Here is a 16,028-nt window from a genome sequence, read left to right on the forward strand (position 1 = left end):
GCGGCGCGTCCTGCGCGTTCAGGGACCGGTGCGCAGCGGCGCCGGCTCCTGCCCCACCTTGTTCTCGCCGACGCGCTCGTACTCGGCGATCACCTGGGCGCCGAACAGCAGCAGCGTGGCGGCGATTTCCAGGCTGAACATGACCACGATGGCGGTGGTCATCGAGCCGTACACCACGTTCACCTGCGACAGGGTGGTGAAGTACCACACCAGCACGTGGCGCGCGATTTCCCACAGCAGCGCCGCGGTGACGCCGCCCAGCAGCGCCTGCGGCAGGCGCAGGTTCCCGACCGGCATCACCATGTAGATCGAGGTCACTACCAGGATTTCGCCGGCCAGCCCGAGCAGGTACAAGAGCGCGCCCGAGACGCCGTGCAGCGACCAGCGGTAGCCGAACAGGTCGACGTATTCGGAACCGATCACCTGCAGGGTGCCGGCCACCAGGGTCACGATCATCACGCCCACGCCCAGCGCCAGGATGTAGCAGTACGGCAGCAGCGCAGAAATCAGGAAATGGCGCCGGCGGATCGCCACGCGGTGCACGAAGATCACGCTCATGGCGTTTTCCAGCACCGTGAAGGCGAGCGAACTGAAGAACAGCATGGTGCCGGCCAGCACCCAGGTGATCAGGTCGCGCGTGTCGAGGAAGTGCGCCACCTCGGCCACCAGCGGCTTGGACTGGCCGGGTACGATCAGCTCCAGGTAGCGGCGCAGCGTGGTGAGCAGTTCCTGCTGGTCGATGAAATGCGACAGCACCACCACCACCAGCATCAGGAACGGCACGATCGACAGCAGCGCGTAATACGCTACCGCGCCGGCCAGCAGCAGTCCCTGGTTGGCGCGGAAGCCTTTCACGGCCGTCAGCGCGAACTCGAGCGGGTGCGACAATATCCAGGCGTTCACGCGCCGGTTCAGCAGCCGCAGTCCTTCGCCTTGCACCTTGCTCATCGGGCCAGCCTGATCCCGGTGAATTGCCAGCGTGCGCCGGCCGGGAAGAAGTTGCGGTAGCTGGCGCGCGCATGGCCGTGCGGCGTGGCGCACGAGGAGCCGCGCAGCACGTACTGGTTGATCATGAACTTGCCGTTGTATTCGCCGAGCGCACCGGCGGCCGGCGCGAAGCCTGGGTACGGCGCATAGCTGCTGCTGGTCCATTGCCAGCACTCGCCGAACATCTGCGCCAGGCCGGCGCTGCCGGCGGCACGCGGATGCAGGTCGCCGCAGGCGATGGCGACGTCGCGCGCCGCGAATTCCCATTCGGCCTCGGTGGGCAGGCGCGCACCGCGCCAGCGCGCATAGGCATCGGCCTCGTACAGCGACAGGTGGGTGGCGGGCCGGCCCGGGTCGAGCGGCTGCAGGCCGTGCAGCGTGAACTCGCGCCAGTCTTCTCCCGCTTCTCCTTCGACCCAGTACAGCGGATGGCGCAGTGTGCCGCGCGCCACCAGGTCCCAGCCTTCGGACAGCCACAGCGACGGATCGCGGTAGCCGCCGGCCTCGACGAATTCCAGGTAGTCGCCGTTGCTCACCAGGCGCGAGGCCAGCGCGAACGGCGCCAGGTACTGGCGGTGGCGCGGCAGCTCGTTGTCGAAGGCGAAGCCGTGCCCGCCATGGCCGATCTCGGCCAGGCCGCCGTCGAACGCGATCCAGGCCAGCGGCTCGGCCGGGCCAGCGCCCGCCAGCGGCGAATCGAGGTAAGCCGGGTACAGGGGGTTATGCGACAGCAGGTGCTTGAGGTCGGTGAGGATCAGTTCCTGGTGCTGCTGCTCGTGCTGCAGGCCGAGTTCCACCAGCGCCGCCAGCTCGCGGTCGTGCGGCGACTGCGCCAGCAGGCGCACCATGCGCGCATCGACATCGCGCCGGTAGGCCAGCACCTGGTCCAGGCCGGGCCGCGTGAGGAGGCCGCGCTGCGGGCGCGGGTGCTTGGCGCCGACGCCGTTGTAGTACGAGTTGAACAGCACCCGGAAGGCCGGGTGGAAAGGCCGGAAGCCGGCCCCGCGCGGCTCCAGGATGAAGGTCTCGAAGAACCAGGTGGTGTGCGCCAGGTGCCACTTGACCGGGCTGGCGTCGGGCATCGACTGGGCACAACAGTCCTCCGGCGACAGCGGTTCGGCCAGGTGCACCGAGCGCTGGCGCACGTGGTCGAACTGGAGGGTTGGACGGTGTTCGGGGGCTCCCATGGCGGCTCCGCTCGTTCTCTGCTCAGTGGGACACGGCGCGCGCGTGGATCACGGCGAACCAGTTGTGCGGGTCGCTCCAGACCTTGGTGGCGGCGAAGCCCGACTGCTCCAGCAGCCCGACCGCTTCGCTCGGACTGTATTTGTAGCTGTTCTCGGTGTGGATCCATTCGCCGGCCTGGAACAGGCGGCTGCCGCCGCGCCAGGTTACCTGCTGCGCCGAGCGCGCCTCCAGGTGCATCTCGATGCGGCCGGCCTGTTCGTTGTAGAAGCCCTGGTGGCGCCAGTGGCAGACATCGAAGTCGGCGCCCAGCAGGCGGTTCACGTGGCGCAGCACGTTCAGGTTGAAGGCGGCGGTGACGCCGAGCGCATCGTCGTAGGCCGCGTTCAGCACCTTGGCATCCTTGGCCAGGTCGATGCCGATCAGGAGGCCGCCGTCCTGGCCGCAGGCGGCGCGCACGCGCTGCAGGAACTCGCGCGCCTCGTCCGGGGTGAAGTTGCCGATCGAGGAACCGGGATAGAAGAACAGGCGCCGTTCGGCGCGCACGCTGTCGGGCAGGTCGAGCGATCTGGAAAAATCCATGCCGACCGGGGTCATCTGGATGTGCGAGTGGCAGTCGCGCAGGCGTTCCACCGCGCCGCGCAGGAACTCGGCCGAGATGTCGACCGGCACGTACTGCGCCGGCTGCAGCAGCGGGAACAGCCTGGCCGCCTTGGCGCAGTTGCCGGCGCCCAGGTCGATCAGCGTGGCGCCGCTGCCGGCGACGCGCGCGATCTCGCCGCCGTGGGCCTCGAAGATCGCCGCCTCGGTGCGGGTCGGATAGTATTCGGGCAGTTCGCAGATCGCCTCGAACAGCTTGGAGCCGAGGGGGTCGTACAGAAACTTGGGCGAGATGAAGGCTTCGTGCGCGCGCAGGCTGGCATCGAGCTCGGCGGCCTGGTGCAGCCCGGCGTCCTGGACGGGCGCGTCCGGCGAAAGTTGGTTCAGCATGAAAATCCTCGATTGAAGGTGTTGCCGTTTCAGCCATAATACGCGATTTGCGCTACAGGGCTCGCCACCCTTGGCAAGCGTGTTCAGCTTCCCTCCAGACAGCTGAAAACCGGCATCGTGATACAGTGGCGGTTCCCTTTTCCTACCGACTTCATGCTCGAACTCGTCAACCTCGGCAAATCCTACGGCGGCCGCAACGTGCTGGCCAAGCTGTCGCACCGCTTCCAGCCGGGCGAATTCGTCGCCGTGATGGGCGAATCGGGCGTCGGCAAGTCGACCCTGCTGAACCTGATCGCCGGCCTCGACGCGCCCGACAGCGGCCAGGTGCTGGTGGACGGCATGCCGATGTCCGGCCTCGACGACGATGCCGCCACGCGCCTGCGGCGCACCCGCATGGGCTTCATCTTCCAGGCCTTCCACGTGCTGCCGCACCTGAGTCTGCTGCAGAACGTGGCGCTGCCGCTGCTGCTGAACGGCGCGCCCGACCCGGCGCGCGCGGCGCACATGCTGGAGGCGGTCGGACTGGCGGGACGCGGCGCCGACTTTCCGCGCCAGCTGTCGGGCGGCGAATTGCAGCGGGTGGCGATCGCGCGCGCGCTGGTGCACCGTCCCGCCCTGCTGCTGGCGGACGAGCCGACCGGCAACCTCGACCCGGAAACCGCCGACGGCGTGCTGCACCTGCTGCGCGCCGAGATCAAGGAAAGCGGCGCCGGCGCCATCATGGTGACCCACTCGCACGCGGCGGCGGCGCTGGCCGACCGCGTGCTGCTGCTCACGCGTTCCGGATTGAAATTAGCGTAAGTTCCACGAAGAAAGACCGAGGTTTTGCGTTTTTAGTCATGAACAGTGCGTGCATGTTGTCAAATTCGTAGTAGTATTCCAACAAACCCGCCCCGCATAGCCCGTGCAAAGCGCGTGCTAAGAGCATCAGAATATGACGGTTGGCGTTACTCCAAGACAGTCGATCGGTCCTGAATGTTCATCCATTGCGGAGGAGTTCATGAGCGTACGTCAGAAAAAGCAGGAATTGCTCGATGCCATGCATCGGGCGCGGGAGTTGGAACCGTCGAGCTTTGTACCGAATAAACTGCTCGACACCCTGATCCAGCGCATGCAGCTGAAGAACGATGCGGAGCTGTGCCGCGTGCTGGAAGTGCAGCCGCCGATCATCAGCAAGATCCGCCACCGCAAGCTGAACGTGGGCGCGACCATCCTGCTGCGCATGCACGAGAAATCGAATATCCCGATCCGCGAACTGAAGGAACTGACGGCCGCTTCGCGCACGCCGCCCGAGGGGCGCGTGCACCATTGATCGCCCCCGCGCGCGTCATTCGCCGGGCGGGCGTCCGGTCTTGAGCTGGGGCAGGCTGGCCAGGATGGCGCGCAGCGCCGCCGTGTCGAGCTGGCCCAGCAAGGCCACGCCGATGCGCAGCAGCTCGCTCTTCTTGACTTCGAAGCCGGCCTGCAGGCAGGCTTGCCTGACGGCGCCCAGCACCGCATATTCCTGTTCCGGCATGGTGAAGCTGTCGCGCACCAGTTGCGAGCGTACGGCCGCCACCCGAGCGGCCGCGCCGCCGGCCTGCGTGCCTGCAGCGGATTTCGCGCGCGTTGCCTTGGCCGGCGCAACCAGCTTGCGCGCCGCCAGTGCAGCGGCTGCGGCAGCCGGCTTCGCCGGCGCCTTGGCGGCGGCCTTGGCGCCTGCCGCGGCGACCGGTTTGGCGGCGGGCTTGGCGCCTGCCACGGCGGCCGGTTTGGCGACCTGCCGAGCGCTGGCCCTGGCAGCCGGCTTGGCGCTGGTCTTGGCAGCCGGCTTGGCGCCGGCCCTGGCAACCGGTTCGAGCGTCGCCCCGCCTGCCTTGCCGGTGGCGCCCGCCGCCTTCGTACCAGGCTTGCCCGCCGCGCCCTGCTTCGACTTCGCCGCTGCATCCGGCGCCGGCTTGGCCGCTGCCCCCGGCGCCCTGCCTGCCTTGCCCGCCCTGCCCACCGCCTTGCCCACGGCATCGTCCGCCGCCGCTGATGCGCGTCCGCCCTTCGGCGCGGCCTTGGCCGCCGCTGTTGTCCTCGCCATTTCCGACTCCATCGTCAAACAAACCAAATAATATAGTCGATTCGGCCATGAGGGGGAAGGAAGCATGGCGCCACGGCCGTCATCGCGCCATTGCGCACGCACGAAAGCGTGCTCGGGGCGCCCCGCCCGATGACCCCGGTTGCGGCGGCCAGGGCCGCGACGCCTGCCCCGGCGCGCGCCTGGCGTGCGGTGCCGGGCGGCGCCGCCTCACTCTTCGTGCAGCGTCAGCGGCGCCGCCGCCGGCGCCAGCTCGACCCGGTTGCGCCCGGCCGCCTTGGCCGCGCGCAGCGCCGCATCGGCGCGCGCCATCAGGGTGACGTTGCTGTCTTCCGGGCGGATCGTGGTGACGCCGAAGCTGGCGGTCAGCTTGACCAGGGCGCGCTCGGTCTTGACGCCCTGCACCTCGACCGCGGCGCGCATGCGCTCGGCCACCATCAGCGCTTCCTGGGCGCCGGTGCGCGGCAGCAGGATCGCGAACTCGACGCCGACCAGGCGCCCCAGCAGGTCGCTGTCGCGCAGCTGGCGCTTGCAGGCGTCGGCCAGCGCCGCCAGCACGGCGTCGCCGGCCGGGTGGCCGTAGCTGTCGTTGATGCGCTTGAATCCGTCCAGGTCGAACAGCACGATCGCGGTCGGTTGGCCGGGGCGGCGCGCCAGCGCCATCCACGGCGCCAGCGCCTGGAAGAAGCCGCGCCGGTTGGGCAGGTCGGTGACCGGATCGACCACCTCCAGGCGCGCCAGTTCGCCCTGCAGGCGTTCGCGCCCCAGCAGCAGCCAGCCGAAGGCGCCCAGCAACGCCGACAGGTACAGGGCGGCGCCGTGCAGCTGGCGCAGCATGTCGTTGCTCATCCAGCCCCAGCCGCTCGGGGCCGCCAGCACCAGCACGCCGCGCGCGCCCACCACCAGCGCCAGCACGGCACCCGCCACGGCCAGGAAGCGCTGCAGCATCGAGGCGCTGCGCCAGCCGCGCGCCAGGGCCGCGGCGCCGGCCAGGTAGGCGGCGCCCAGGATCAGCGAGGCGGCCAGCGCGCGCAGGCCGATCGGATCGACCAGGTTGCACAGGATGAAGGCGGCGATGGCCAGGCCGAGCAGCGGCGCGGCCACGCGGCGCCAGCGCGGCCGTCCGGCGCGCTCCCACAAGGCGCCGGCTTCCCAGGTGACCCCGGCGAACACCAGCGCATACGCCACCGGCAGCGCCAGCTGTTCGGGCATCGCGCCGGAGGCGCCGATCGCCAGCAGCATCCAGCCGGCCGCCTGGTACTGGCGCGCCCAGCCCCACGCCGACAGCGCCGCCGGACGCCCATCCACGTGCTCGAAGAAGAACAGCGCGGCGCACAGGGCCAGGTTGCCCAGCGCCAGCGCCAGTACCATCGTGGTCGAGTCCATGCGCGCCTCAGCCGGTGCGGCCGGCGGCGCGGGCGCGCGCCGGCCGGCCGGACGGGTGGATGACGCTGCTGCCGGAAGGGTGTGGGGACATGTGAACTCCGCTGAGGATGCGCCGGCCAGCTTAGCAGAAACCCGGCGCCGCCAACAAGCCGGCGGCGGCCCCGGCGGGCGCTTCCGGCCGCCATGCGCCGCGCACGCTTCCGCTTTGCCTGCCTTGCGCCCTTTCCCCTTGTACACTGGCGTGATGGCCAGCCATCCCGACCCGACCTCCACCTGCACCGCCACGCCGCTGGTGCGCACCCGTGGCCGGCGCCGCACGCTGGAATTCGCGCCGGGCGACATCCAGAGCGAGATGCTGCTGTCGGACCCGGACGCGCTGGTGCTCGACTACACGCGCGCGATGATGGGCTTCGCGCTGTTCGTGCCGCGCCCGCGCCACATCCTGATGGTCGGCCTTGGCGGCGGCTCGCTGGTGAAGTTCTGCTACCGCCGCTTTCCCGGCTGCCGCATCACCGTCATCGAACTGCGCGCCGACGTGATCGCCCTGCGCGAGCAGTTCTGCGTGCCGCAGGACGACGCGCGCCTGCGCATCGTGCACGGCGACGCCGCCGCCTGCCTGGCGCCGGCCGGCAGGCGCAGCGGGCGCCCCTGTGCGGACATCGCACCCGCCGACGTCATCCTGGTGGACGGCTTCGACCGCGCCGGCCTGCCCGCCGCGCTCGCCAACGCCGGCTTCTACCGCGACTGCCGCGCGCTGCTGCACGAGGGCGGCGTGCTGGTGGCGAACGTGTTCACCTACGACACGCGCTACCACGCCGTGCTGGCGGCGCTGGACGCGGTATTCGGCGGACGCACCTGCTGGCTGGACAAGGTCGCCGGCAACAACCGTATCGTGTTCGCCGTGCGCGCGCGCGACGACGCCGCGCCGGCGGCGCGCCTGCAGCGGCGCCTGGCGCGGCGGCGCGGCCTGGGATTGGGCTGGCTGAACCGGCTCGGCATCCGGCTGCTGCTTGCATGGCTGACATGGCGTTCTGTTTTGAGCCCGCCACACTCCGACGGCGCCACGCGTGCAAGCAGGTAATTTATTTGCCGGAAGCTTCGATCGTATGACACACTGGCCATCGATTATGCCTACGGGCAAGCTTCTGGTCGCTGAACGCGATCGTCACATCCGTTGCTTAGTAAAATCATCACGAATCGGCAGGCGGCGCGCCGCAAGCGGCGGGCACTGACGCCGGCGGCGCTGCTCACGCTGGCAGGCGGCCTCGGCATCAGCGCGCTGTTGTGCGGCGCCATCACGCGCCTGGAATACGACAACCAGGCGCTGGCGTTCGAGCGCTCCGCCGGCGTGCGCACCGCCGCCCTGCGGCGCGGCCTGGACGAAGCGGTCGGGGTGCTGAACGTCACCCACCAGCTGTTCACCACCGTGCAGCCGGTGACGCGGCCGCAATTCCACGACTTTACCGCGCCGCTGCTGCAGCGCAACCCGTATATCCAGGCCCTCACCTTCCGCCGCATGGTGGCGGACGACGAGCGCGCCGGCTTCGAGGCCGAGCTGGGACGGCTGCGTCCGGGCACGCGGATCGTCGAATCGCAGGGCGGGCGTCTGGTCACGGCGCCGCGCCGTGCGCGCTACGACGTGGTCGACTACGTGGAGCCAATGCAGGGCAACGGCGCGCTGCTGGGCCTGAACGCGTCCCCCGGCGGCGCCAGCGCGCGCGCCATCGAGCGCGCCCGCGCCAGCGGCGAGGCCGCCGCCACCGGCCTGCTGCGCCTGGGCCAGGATCCGGTCGACGGCCTCGGCTTCGAGGTGGTGATGCCGGTGAGCGCCGCCGACGGCCGCCCGCTCGGCGACACCGCCGCCGTGGTGTGCGTGCGCAGCCTGGCGCACGCCGCACTGGCGCACGCCGGCCTGCAGGCCGACAACGGCATCCTGCTGCGCCTGTATGCCGGCGCCGCGACCGTGCCGGCCAGCCTGGCCTACGCCAACGACGGCGGCAAGGGCCGCGCCGCCGCCGTGCCCCCGGCGCTGCTGGCGGGCGGCTTCAGCGGACGTTCGCTGCACCGCTTCGCGGTCGGCGGCCAGACCTGGACCGTGGAAGCGCTGGCCGCGCCGCGCCCCTACGTCGCCACACACCTGGGCTCGCTCCTGCTGCTGGGCGGCGGCATCCTGTCGAGCCTGCTGCTCACGGCCTTCGTGCAGGCCGCCGGGCAGCGCACGCGCAAGGTGCAGGAACTGGTGCAGCAGCGCACCGCCGACCTGAAGCTGGCCAACCAGCGCCTGATCGACGACGTGCTGGCGCGCAAGCAGACCGAAAAAGCGCTGCAGGACAGCGAGCAGCGCTTCCGCCAGCTGGCGGCGATGTCGTCCGACTGGTACTGGGAGCAGGACCAGGACCTGCGCTTCGTCGAGGTGACCGGCGACTTCACCGAAAAGACCGGCTTCAGTACCGGCCGCCTGCTCGGCAAGACGCCGTGGGACGTGCTGCTGCCCGAGCTGACCGACAGCCACGGCGGCCGCGCGCACCTCGCGCAGATCGAAGCGCACCAGCCGTTCCGCAACCTGGAATGCCGCGCCATCGACGACGGCGGCGACGAGCGCTGGTTCTGCATCAGCGGCGAGCCGATGTTCGACGAGCGCGCTCGCTTCAAGGGCTACCGCGGCACCGGCAGCGACATCACGGCGCGCAAGCTCACCGAGCAGCGCATCCACCACGTGGCCCAGCACGACGTGCTGACCGGCCTGCCCAACCGTTCGCTGCTGCAGGACCGCCTGGGGCAGGCGGTGGCGCTGGCCGATCGCAGCGGGCGCGCCATATGGGTCATGCTGATCGACCTCGACCGCTTCAAGTACGTCAACGACAGCATGGGCCACAAGGCCGGCGACGTGCTCCTGATGACGGTGGCGGCGCGCCTGCGCGCGGCGCTGCGCGACAGCGACACCGTGGCGCGCCTGTCCGGCGACGAATTCGTGGTGATCGTGTCCGAGCACCAGCAGGAACCGCTGGACGCCGCCGTGGTGCAGCGCCTGATGGATGCGGTGGCCCGGCCGATGCTGCTGGGACCGAGCGAATTCTTCGTCACCTGCAGCATCGGCGTGGCCGCCTATGCGGGCACTCGTCCGGCGGGCGCTCGTCCGGGAGACGATGCGGCGAGCAACGATCCGGCGCACGGCGCGTTGCCGGCCGACAGCCTGATCGAACACGCCGACATCGCCATGTACCGCGCCAAGAAGCTGGGCCGCAACAACTTCCAGTTCCACACGCCGGCCATGAACGAGGAATCGCTGGAGCGCGTGCGCATCGAGGGCGCGCTGCGCAATGCGCTGGAACGCGATGAATTCGTGCTGCACTACCAGCCGCAGGTGGATTTGCGTACCGGCCAGGTGGTCGGCATGGAGGCGCTGATCCGATGGCGCCATCCGGAACTGGGCATGGTGCCGCCGGTGCGCTTCGTCGGCGTGGCCGAGGAGACCGGCCTGATCGTGCCGATCGGCGCCTGGGTGATGCGCACCGCCTGCGCCCAGACCAAGGCCTGGCACGAAGCCGGCCTGGGCAAGCTGCGGGTGGCGGTGAACCTGTCGGCGCGCCAGTTCGGCGCCGCCGACCTGCTGCCGAGCATCGAGGCGGCGCTGGAAGACAGCGGCCTGGAGCCGGCCTGCCTGGAACTGGAGCTGACCGAAAGCCTGTTCATGAGCGACATCACGCCGGCGGTGGAACTGCTGCACCGCATGAAGGTGCTGGGCATCCACCTGTCGATCGACGATTTCGGCACCGGTTACTCGAGCCTCTCGTACCTGTCGCGCTTCCCGATCGACGTGCTCAAGATCGACCGCTCGTTCGTCAACGACATCACCGAGGATGCCAACGACGCCGCCATCGTCGCCTCGATCATCGCGCTGGCCCACAACCTGCGCCTGTCGGTGATCGCGGAAGGCGTGGAGACGGCGGAACAGCTGGACTACCTGCGGCGCCAGGGCTGCGACGAGATCCAGGGATACTATTTTTCGCGCCCGCTGCCAGCCGCGGATTTCGAGCAACTGCTGCGCCAGCGGCGCACGCTGGCGCGCCGCGGCTGACCCGCCGGTCCGAGCATTTAGAGGTGGCCTAAACGGCATCGTTCCCATACAATACGTCTGCCTTTTTTGCAATAGACACACGGAAAAAATGATGAACGATACGATGAACGGCACTAGCGCGACCGTGGGCCAGCGCCAGCAGCGCACCGACATGCGCACGCGCGACCTGGTCAACCAGGCGGTGGCCTCGATCCCGACGCTGGGCCTGCAGCGCGCCGCCGAGTTCCTGGCCTCGATGAACGTGCCGGCCGAGATCGCCGTGCGCACGCTGGTGTATCCGCACCGCCGCCGCATAGCTTGAACAGCAACGTACGGCCTGGACGCGCCGGCCCGGCATCACCGCGCACGGCTGCGCGGTAAAGCGCGCGCACCGGCGCGGCAGGCCGCGTTCAGCGCTGCGGTTCCTGGGCGCGGATGTCGGCCAGCGATTCGCGTCCGCGCGCGGTGAGCTCGTAGCCGCCCTCGCTGCGCACGGCGATGTGCGACTTGCGGTTCAGGAACTGCACCACGTCCTCGTCGACCGCCGCCGCCGGGTCGCCGTCCAGGTTGCGCAGCGCCAGCACGCAGCGGCGCAGGAACAGCACTTCCTCTCCCTTGTCGGTCAGCGCCAGGCCGCCGTTGCGGGCGTACTGCACCATCTTCAATCCGGACAGGCGCTTGGCGTTGCGCCCCACGCAGGCGTTCACCCGGTCGTTGCGGGCGCCGCCGCGGATCCATTCGAGCGCGTCGTATTCGTCGCCCGTGAGTTTTTCGTTCTTCATTACCACTTTCAACGGAAGCAAACCCGCCATGGTACCCGTGGCGGGCCGCTGCGGCAACCTACTTCGGGGCACGCATCGCCAGCGCGGCCCACACCAGGCCGGCCAGCGCGCTCAGCACCAGCGCCGCCTGCATGGAGCGCGAATCCAGCAGGCTATTGCGGCCGAGGTAGATCTTGTTGTGCAAGGTGGTGCTCATCATGTCCTCCATAAAACGGCACGCGCCGCTTACGGGTACCTCGAAAAACCTACTACGCGTTGCATTTTCAACTTGCGATTCTCGCCGTACGCCTGTACGGCTGCGCTTCTCAGCTGAAACTGCTGCCGCTCGCGACGGTTTTTCGAGGCCCCCTTACCCATTATAAAAAGTTTGCGGACGGCACAGGTGCCCCGGCAAGCGCCCGGCAAGGCAAAGCGGTGCATTGTGCATGCCACGCAACGCATCGCTTCGCGGCGGGCGCCCTGCACGGCGCCTATTGCGCGCCGGTACCCGGTATCGGCTGTTAGGATCACGTCAACATGACAACGAAATGGAGCACCCCATGACAACTTCCGATACCAAGCACGATCCGGCCGCCAAGGGTAGCGGCATGCTGCACGAAGCCGATATCGGCAGCGGCGAGCGTTCGCCGGCGCAGCACGAAACCGACCAGATGATCAAGGAAATCCCGCCGCTGCCGGCGGACGGCAAGTCCGGCGACGGTCAGCCGCAGCAATCGCAGGACGACAAGCCCGCGCAGGGCTGATACCAGGGCATCACCAGGGCGGCGCGGCGGCTTTTGCCGTCCGCGCCGCCCTTTCTCATTGCGTTGGGCTTCTTATTGCGCCTTCACCGGCGGCGTCGGCATGTCCGGTTCCTGCACCGGTGCGCGCGACGGCGCCGGCACGTCGTCAGGGTCCGGGCTCGGCTGCGGCGGCGGCACTTCCGGATTGCTGGGATCGGGCGTCGAATGGGCGTGGATGCGGGCGCCCGGACCCGGTTGCTGCATGTCGATCATGGTTCCTCCTCGGGTAGGTCGGCACGCGAACCGTTGCCGTCCGGCGCAGACTAGCATGGACGGAACGACCCGGCTTTCAATCGTGCGCGCGGCTCTGCCATGCGCTGCGCCGGCTTGCTATAGTGGCGCCTGGCCAACCATCCGCTCACGTTTCCAGACATGCCGCGTCCCTCCGCCCCGTTCCGCTCCGCCGCCGCCATCGCCGCGCTCGCCGGCCTTGCCGCCACCGCCTCCGCACAGGCCGGCGCGCCCGCCGTTCCGATGAAACTGGCCGACTACATGGCGCTGAACGGCCCGGCACCGAGCGCCACCTTCGCCTATGGCAGCGCGCCGTCGCAGTACGCGGAACTGTTCCTGCCGGCCGGCAAGGGGCCGTTTCCGGTGGCGGTGCTGGTGCACGGCGGCTGCTGGACCAGGGAATTCGGCGGCATCGTCCAGCTGCGCAACATGGCCGGCGCACTGGCCGCGCGCGGCATCGCCGTCTGGAACGTCGAGTACCGCCGCGTCGACGAAGCCGGCGGGGGCTATCCCGGCACCTACCAGGACATGAACGCCGCGCTCGAACTGCTGGCGGCAAAGGCCAAGGCCTATCCGCTCGACCTGGAGCGCCTGGCCGCGGTCGGACACTCGGCCGGCGGCCAGTTGGTGCAGTGGCTGGCGGCGCGCCCGCGCATCCCGGCCTCCAGCCCGCTCTACACGGCGCACCCGCTGCCGGTACGCCAGGTCGTCAGCCTGGGCGGCCTGGCCGACTTGCGCCGGGAAGCGGCGTTGATCGCATCGAGCTGTGGCCGCGAGACCGCGCAACTGGCCGGCACGCCGAGCGCGGCGCGCCCTGACGTGTTTTCCGACACCAATGCCGGCGACCTGCTGCCCAACGGCAGCCGCACCATCCTGGTGACCGGCGAACTGGACACCATCGCGCCGCCGCGCGTGGCGCATGCGTTCGCGGCGCGCGCGCGCGCCGCCGGCGACGCCGCCGAGGTCGTGATCCTGCCCGGCGCCAGCCACTACGACGAGGTGGCCGCCGGTTCGGCGTCGTGGCCGCTGGTGCTGAAGGCGATCGAAGCGGCGCTGGCGCCGGCAGCCGCGCGCTGACGTCGTCCGCAGCGCGGGGGAACGGCGCCGCTCAGGCCGGCATGCGCCGCGCCAGGCGCTGCTCGATGGCGACGTCTTCCTCCGCGACCGCGACGCATGGCAGGAGGTAGCCGTCGCGCTTTTCGTCGACGGACAGGCCCGGCCAGTCGACCAGGTAGCGCACGGCGGCGCCGCGGCTGTCCGGCGCCAGGCGGCAGATGCAGGCGCGGCAGGTGCCGTTGCGGCACGAGCTGGCCAGTTCGATGCCGGCGCGCTCGGCCGCGCGCAGCAGCGTCTCGCCGTCCTGCGCCGCAAAGGTCCAGCCGGACGGCCGGAGTGTGATGATCGGTGTGCTCATGGCCCGGATTGTACCCGCGGCCCTGTCCCGCCCATGGGTTCGTTTCCGCACAGACCATGTTTTCGAGCAGCATTAGGCTGGAGCCTCGACATGCAAGACAGCAGGCAGCACATGAAGAACTTCCGCACTCCCCTCCTCGTCGTCCTGCTCGGCGGCGCGTTTTCCGCTTCCGCCCAGCCGGTATCCAATCCATCCCGCTCCACGGCGCACCCGGCGCAGTCGGGAACCGCCCCGGCCACGCCGCTCCGCGCGACCCCGCCGGTGGTCGAGCGCTCGGCGCAGGCACGCTCGCCGGAGCTGGCGCCGCCCGGTGCCGCGATGCAGCCGGCCGATACCGTCGAGCCATCCGATACTGCCCAGCCGCCCAGCCAGGCGCAGTCGTCCGCGCCGATGTCGCCGTCCGCGCCGCTGCAGCCGGACGTGCCGGCGGTGTCCGCCTCCGCATCCATGCCCGCCGCCGGTATGGCAGGCCAGGCGCCATCGTCGCAATGGGCCGCCGCCGAATTCGAGCGCATGCTGCGCGCCCAGGTGCTGCTCGACCGCGCCCATTTCTCGCCGGGCGAGATCGACGGCGCCTACGGCTCCAACATGCGCCAGGCGCTGACCGGCTTCCAGAAAGCCCACAAGCTGGCGCCGAGCGGCAAGCTCGACGGTCCGACCTGGACTGCCCTGAACGCCGACGCCGCGCCGACCCTGGTCAGCTACACGCTCGCGCACGGCGACGTCGCCGGGCCGTTCCAGCCGATCCCGGGCGACATGATGGAAAAGGCCAAGCTGCCCAAGCTCGGCTACGCGACCCCGGCCGAAGGCCTGGGTGAAAAGTTCCACGCCAATCCCGCGCTGATCGAAAAGCTCAACGCCGGCAAGGACCTGGCCCGCCTGGGCGAGAGCATCGTGGTGCCGAACGTCGTCGGCACGCCGCCGTTGCCGCCGGCCTCCACCGTGGTGGTGTCGAACAGCACGCGCGTGCTGACCCTGCTCGACGCGGACGGCCGGCTGCTGGCGCAATACCCGGCCTCGACCGGCAGCGTGCACGATCCGCTCCCGATCGGCAACTGGACCATCCAGGGCGTGTACCGCAACCCGACCTACCACTACAACCCCAAGCTGTTCTGGGATGCCAAGCAGGGCGACAAGCGCGCCACCGTCGCCGCCGGCCCCAATAACCCGGTCGGCGTGGTGTGGATCGATTTGTCCAAGCCGCACTACGGCATCCACGGCACCCCGGTGCCGGGCCTGGTCGGCAAGAGCGAATCGCACGGCTGCATCCGCCTGACCAACTGGAGCGCCGCCGAGGTCGGCGGGCTGGTGCAGGCCGGCACCGAAGTCGTGCTGCGCGACTGACACCGCTCATTACAACGATCAAAGGAGACCACGATGAAATGGCTGTTGACCTTCCTGGCGGGCGTGCTGGTGGGCGCCGGCGGCCTGTTCGCTTTCCTGCGCCAGGTACCGCACGACGCTGCGCCCGGCGCCGCCCCGATGGCGTCGGTGCCGGCCGCCGCGACGCCGGCGCCGGATGCCCCGATCCCGGCCTCGGCCATCGCCGGCAAGCTGCCGCCGGCGCCGCACATCGCCCCGGACTTCACGGAACTGGCCGACATCGACCTGCCGCTGCGCCCGGCTGTGGCCGACCTGGCCGCGTTGCCGGGCGGCGCGGTGCCGCCGCCGGCGCTGCCGCCCGGCACGCTGAGCACGCCGGTCGAAGGCATCGCCGCCGGCCAGATCCGCGACACCTTCGACCAGCCGCGCGGCAACGAACGCCACCACGAAGCGCTCGACATCATGGCGCCCAAGGGCACGAAAGTGGTGGCGGCGGCCGACGGCGTGGTGGCCAAGCTGTTTACCAGCAAGCCGGGCGGCATCACGCTGTACCAGTTCGATCCGAGCGAAAAGTATGCCTATTACTATGCGCACCTGGACCGCTATGCCGACGGCGTCAAGGAAGGCGCCATGCTCAAGCGCGGCGACCCGATCGGCTACGTGGGCACGACCGGCAATGCCGATCCCAAGGCGCCGCACCTGCACTTCGCGGTGTTCGAGCTGACGCCGGAGAAATTGTGGTGGAAAGGGACGCCGGTGAATCCGTATCCGCTGCTGGGCAGCAGGTGATGCCGCCGCGTCAGCGGCATCGATTGCAGCGTCGATC

At 69.9% G+C, this 16,028-nt stretch carries 18 protein-coding genes; 9 read left to right on the forward strand and 9 right to left on the reverse strand.

What is annotated here, in order from left to right; all coding sequences use genetic code 11:
• Positions 1–18: 18 nt before the first annotated feature.
• The 3 genes from HH212_RS25400 to egtD are packed head-to-tail and all read right to left on the reverse strand — an operon-like array spanning position 19 to position 3,162.
• Positions 19–948 (reverse strand): YihY/virulence factor BrkB family protein, encoded by a 930-nt coding sequence (locus HH212_RS25400; protein ID WP_170205000.1) that lies wholly within the window; start codon positions 946–948, stop codon positions 19–21.
• Positions 945–2,174: an ergothioneine biosynthesis protein EgtB gene (gene egtB, locus HH212_RS25405; RefSeq protein ID WP_170205001.1), complete on the reverse strand. Its 1,230-nt coding sequence runs from the start codon at positions 2,172–2,174 to the stop codon at positions 945–947. Before egtB ends, HH212_RS25400 begins: the two co-directional genes overlap by 4 nt.
• 22 nt (positions 2,175–2,196) lie before the next feature.
• Complete coding sequence (gene egtD, locus HH212_RS25410) at positions 2,197–3,162, reverse strand: L-histidine N(alpha)-methyltransferase (RefSeq protein WP_170205002.1); 966 nt, start codon at positions 3,160–3,162, stop codon at positions 2,197–2,199.
• Positions 3,163–3,315: 153 nt separating this feature from the next.
• Here egtD and HH212_RS25415 point away from each other — a divergent pair, with 153 nt between their 5' ends.
• Entirely contained in the window at positions 3,316–3,963 is a 648-nt protein-coding gene (locus HH212_RS25415; RefSeq protein WP_170205003.1) for an ABC transporter ATP-binding protein, read from the forward strand.
• 199 nt (positions 3,964–4,162) lie between these two features.
• Complete coding sequence (locus HH212_RS25420; protein ID WP_170205004.1) at positions 4,163–4,474, forward strand: hypothetical protein; 312 nt, start codon at positions 4,163–4,165, stop codon at positions 4,472–4,474.
• Between the two features lie 15 nt (positions 4,475–4,489).
• Here the strand turns inward: HH212_RS25420 and HH212_RS27545 are convergent, their stop codons facing one another.
• Positions 4,490–5,230 (reverse strand): hypothetical protein, encoded by a 741-nt coding sequence (locus HH212_RS27545; protein ID WP_229217461.1) that lies wholly within the window; start codon positions 5,228–5,230, stop codon positions 4,490–4,492.
• Positions 5,231–5,437: 207 nt separating this feature from the next.
• On the reverse strand, positions 5,438–6,613 hold the full coding sequence (locus HH212_RS25430) for a GGDEF domain-containing protein (RefSeq protein ID WP_170205005.1): 1,176 nt from the start codon (positions 6,611–6,613) through the stop codon (positions 5,438–5,440).
• Between the two features lie 244 nt (positions 6,614–6,857).
• Here HH212_RS25430 and HH212_RS25435 point away from each other — a divergent pair, with 244 nt between their 5' ends.
• From HH212_RS25435 to HH212_RS25445, 3 genes are all read left to right on the forward strand, one after another.
• A complete protein-coding gene (locus HH212_RS25435) occupies positions 6,858–7,694 on the forward strand; it encodes a fused MFS/spermidine synthase (RefSeq protein ID WP_170205006.1) in 837 nt (278 codons plus the stop codon).
• 93 nt (positions 7,695–7,787) lie between these two features.
• Complete coding sequence (locus tag HH212_RS25440) at positions 7,788–10,691, forward strand: bifunctional diguanylate cyclase/phosphodiesterase (protein ID WP_229217462.1); 2,904 nt, start codon at positions 7,788–7,790, stop codon at positions 10,689–10,691.
• Between the two features lie 103 nt (positions 10,692–10,794).
• A complete protein-coding gene (locus HH212_RS25445) occupies positions 10,795–10,992 on the forward strand; it encodes a hypothetical protein (RefSeq protein ID WP_229217463.1) in 198 nt (65 codons plus the stop codon).
• An 88-nt stretch (positions 10,993–11,080) separates the two neighbouring features.
• On the opposite strand, the gene HH212_RS25450 is transcribed toward HH212_RS25445, so the two are convergent.
• Positions 11,081–11,452: a hypothetical protein gene (locus tag HH212_RS25450; RefSeq protein WP_170205008.1), complete on the reverse strand. Its 372-nt coding sequence runs from the start codon at positions 11,450–11,452 to the stop codon at positions 11,081–11,083.
• A gap of 58 nt (positions 11,453–11,510) precedes the next feature.
• Positions 11,511–11,651: a hypothetical protein gene (locus HH212_RS25455; protein ID WP_169433519.1), complete on the reverse strand. Its 141-nt coding sequence runs from the start codon at positions 11,649–11,651 to the stop codon at positions 11,511–11,513.
• A 340-nt stretch (positions 11,652–11,991) separates the two neighbouring features.
• Here HH212_RS25455 and HH212_RS25460 point away from each other — a divergent pair, with 340 nt between their 5' ends.
• Complete coding sequence (locus HH212_RS25460) at positions 11,992–12,195, forward strand: hypothetical protein (RefSeq protein ID WP_170205009.1); 204 nt, start codon at positions 11,992–11,994, stop codon at positions 12,193–12,195.
• A gap of 72 nt (positions 12,196–12,267) precedes the next feature.
• Here HH212_RS25460 and HH212_RS25465 read toward each other — a convergent pair whose 3' ends face one another.
• Positions 12,268–12,447 (reverse strand): hypothetical protein, encoded by a 180-nt coding sequence (locus HH212_RS25465; RefSeq protein WP_169433520.1) that lies wholly within the window; start codon positions 12,445–12,447, stop codon positions 12,268–12,270.
• Between the two features lie 159 nt (positions 12,448–12,606).
• Here HH212_RS25465 and HH212_RS25470 point away from each other — a divergent pair, with 159 nt between their 5' ends.
• Positions 12,607–13,542 (forward strand): alpha/beta hydrolase family protein, encoded by a 936-nt coding sequence (locus HH212_RS25470; RefSeq protein ID WP_308633231.1) that lies wholly within the window; start codon positions 12,607–12,609, stop codon positions 13,540–13,542.
• A 31-nt stretch (positions 13,543–13,573) separates the two neighbouring features.
• Here the strand turns inward: HH212_RS25470 and HH212_RS25475 are convergent, their stop codons facing one another.
• Positions 13,574–13,879 (reverse strand): 2Fe-2S iron-sulfur cluster-binding protein, encoded by a 306-nt coding sequence (locus HH212_RS25475; RefSeq protein ID WP_170205010.1) that lies wholly within the window; start codon positions 13,877–13,879, stop codon positions 13,574–13,576.
• A gap of 90 nt (positions 13,880–13,969) precedes the next feature.
• Between HH212_RS25475 and HH212_RS25480 the strand changes: the two genes are divergently transcribed.
• Positions 13,970–15,223 (forward strand): L,D-transpeptidase family protein, encoded by a 1,254-nt coding sequence (locus HH212_RS25480; protein ID WP_308633232.1) that lies wholly within the window; start codon positions 13,970–13,972, stop codon positions 15,221–15,223.
• A 33-nt stretch (positions 15,224–15,256) separates the two neighbouring features.
• Positions 15,257–15,991: a M23 family metallopeptidase gene (locus HH212_RS25485; RefSeq protein WP_170205011.1), complete on the forward strand. Its 735-nt coding sequence runs from the start codon at positions 15,257–15,259 to the stop codon at positions 15,989–15,991.
• Positions 15,992–16,028 lie beyond the last annotated feature (37 nt).

It is taken from the genome of Massilia forsythiae (genome assembly GCF_012849555.1).
Lineage (GTDB): Bacteria > Pseudomonadota > Gammaproteobacteria > Burkholderiales > Burkholderiaceae_D > Telluria > Telluria forsythiae.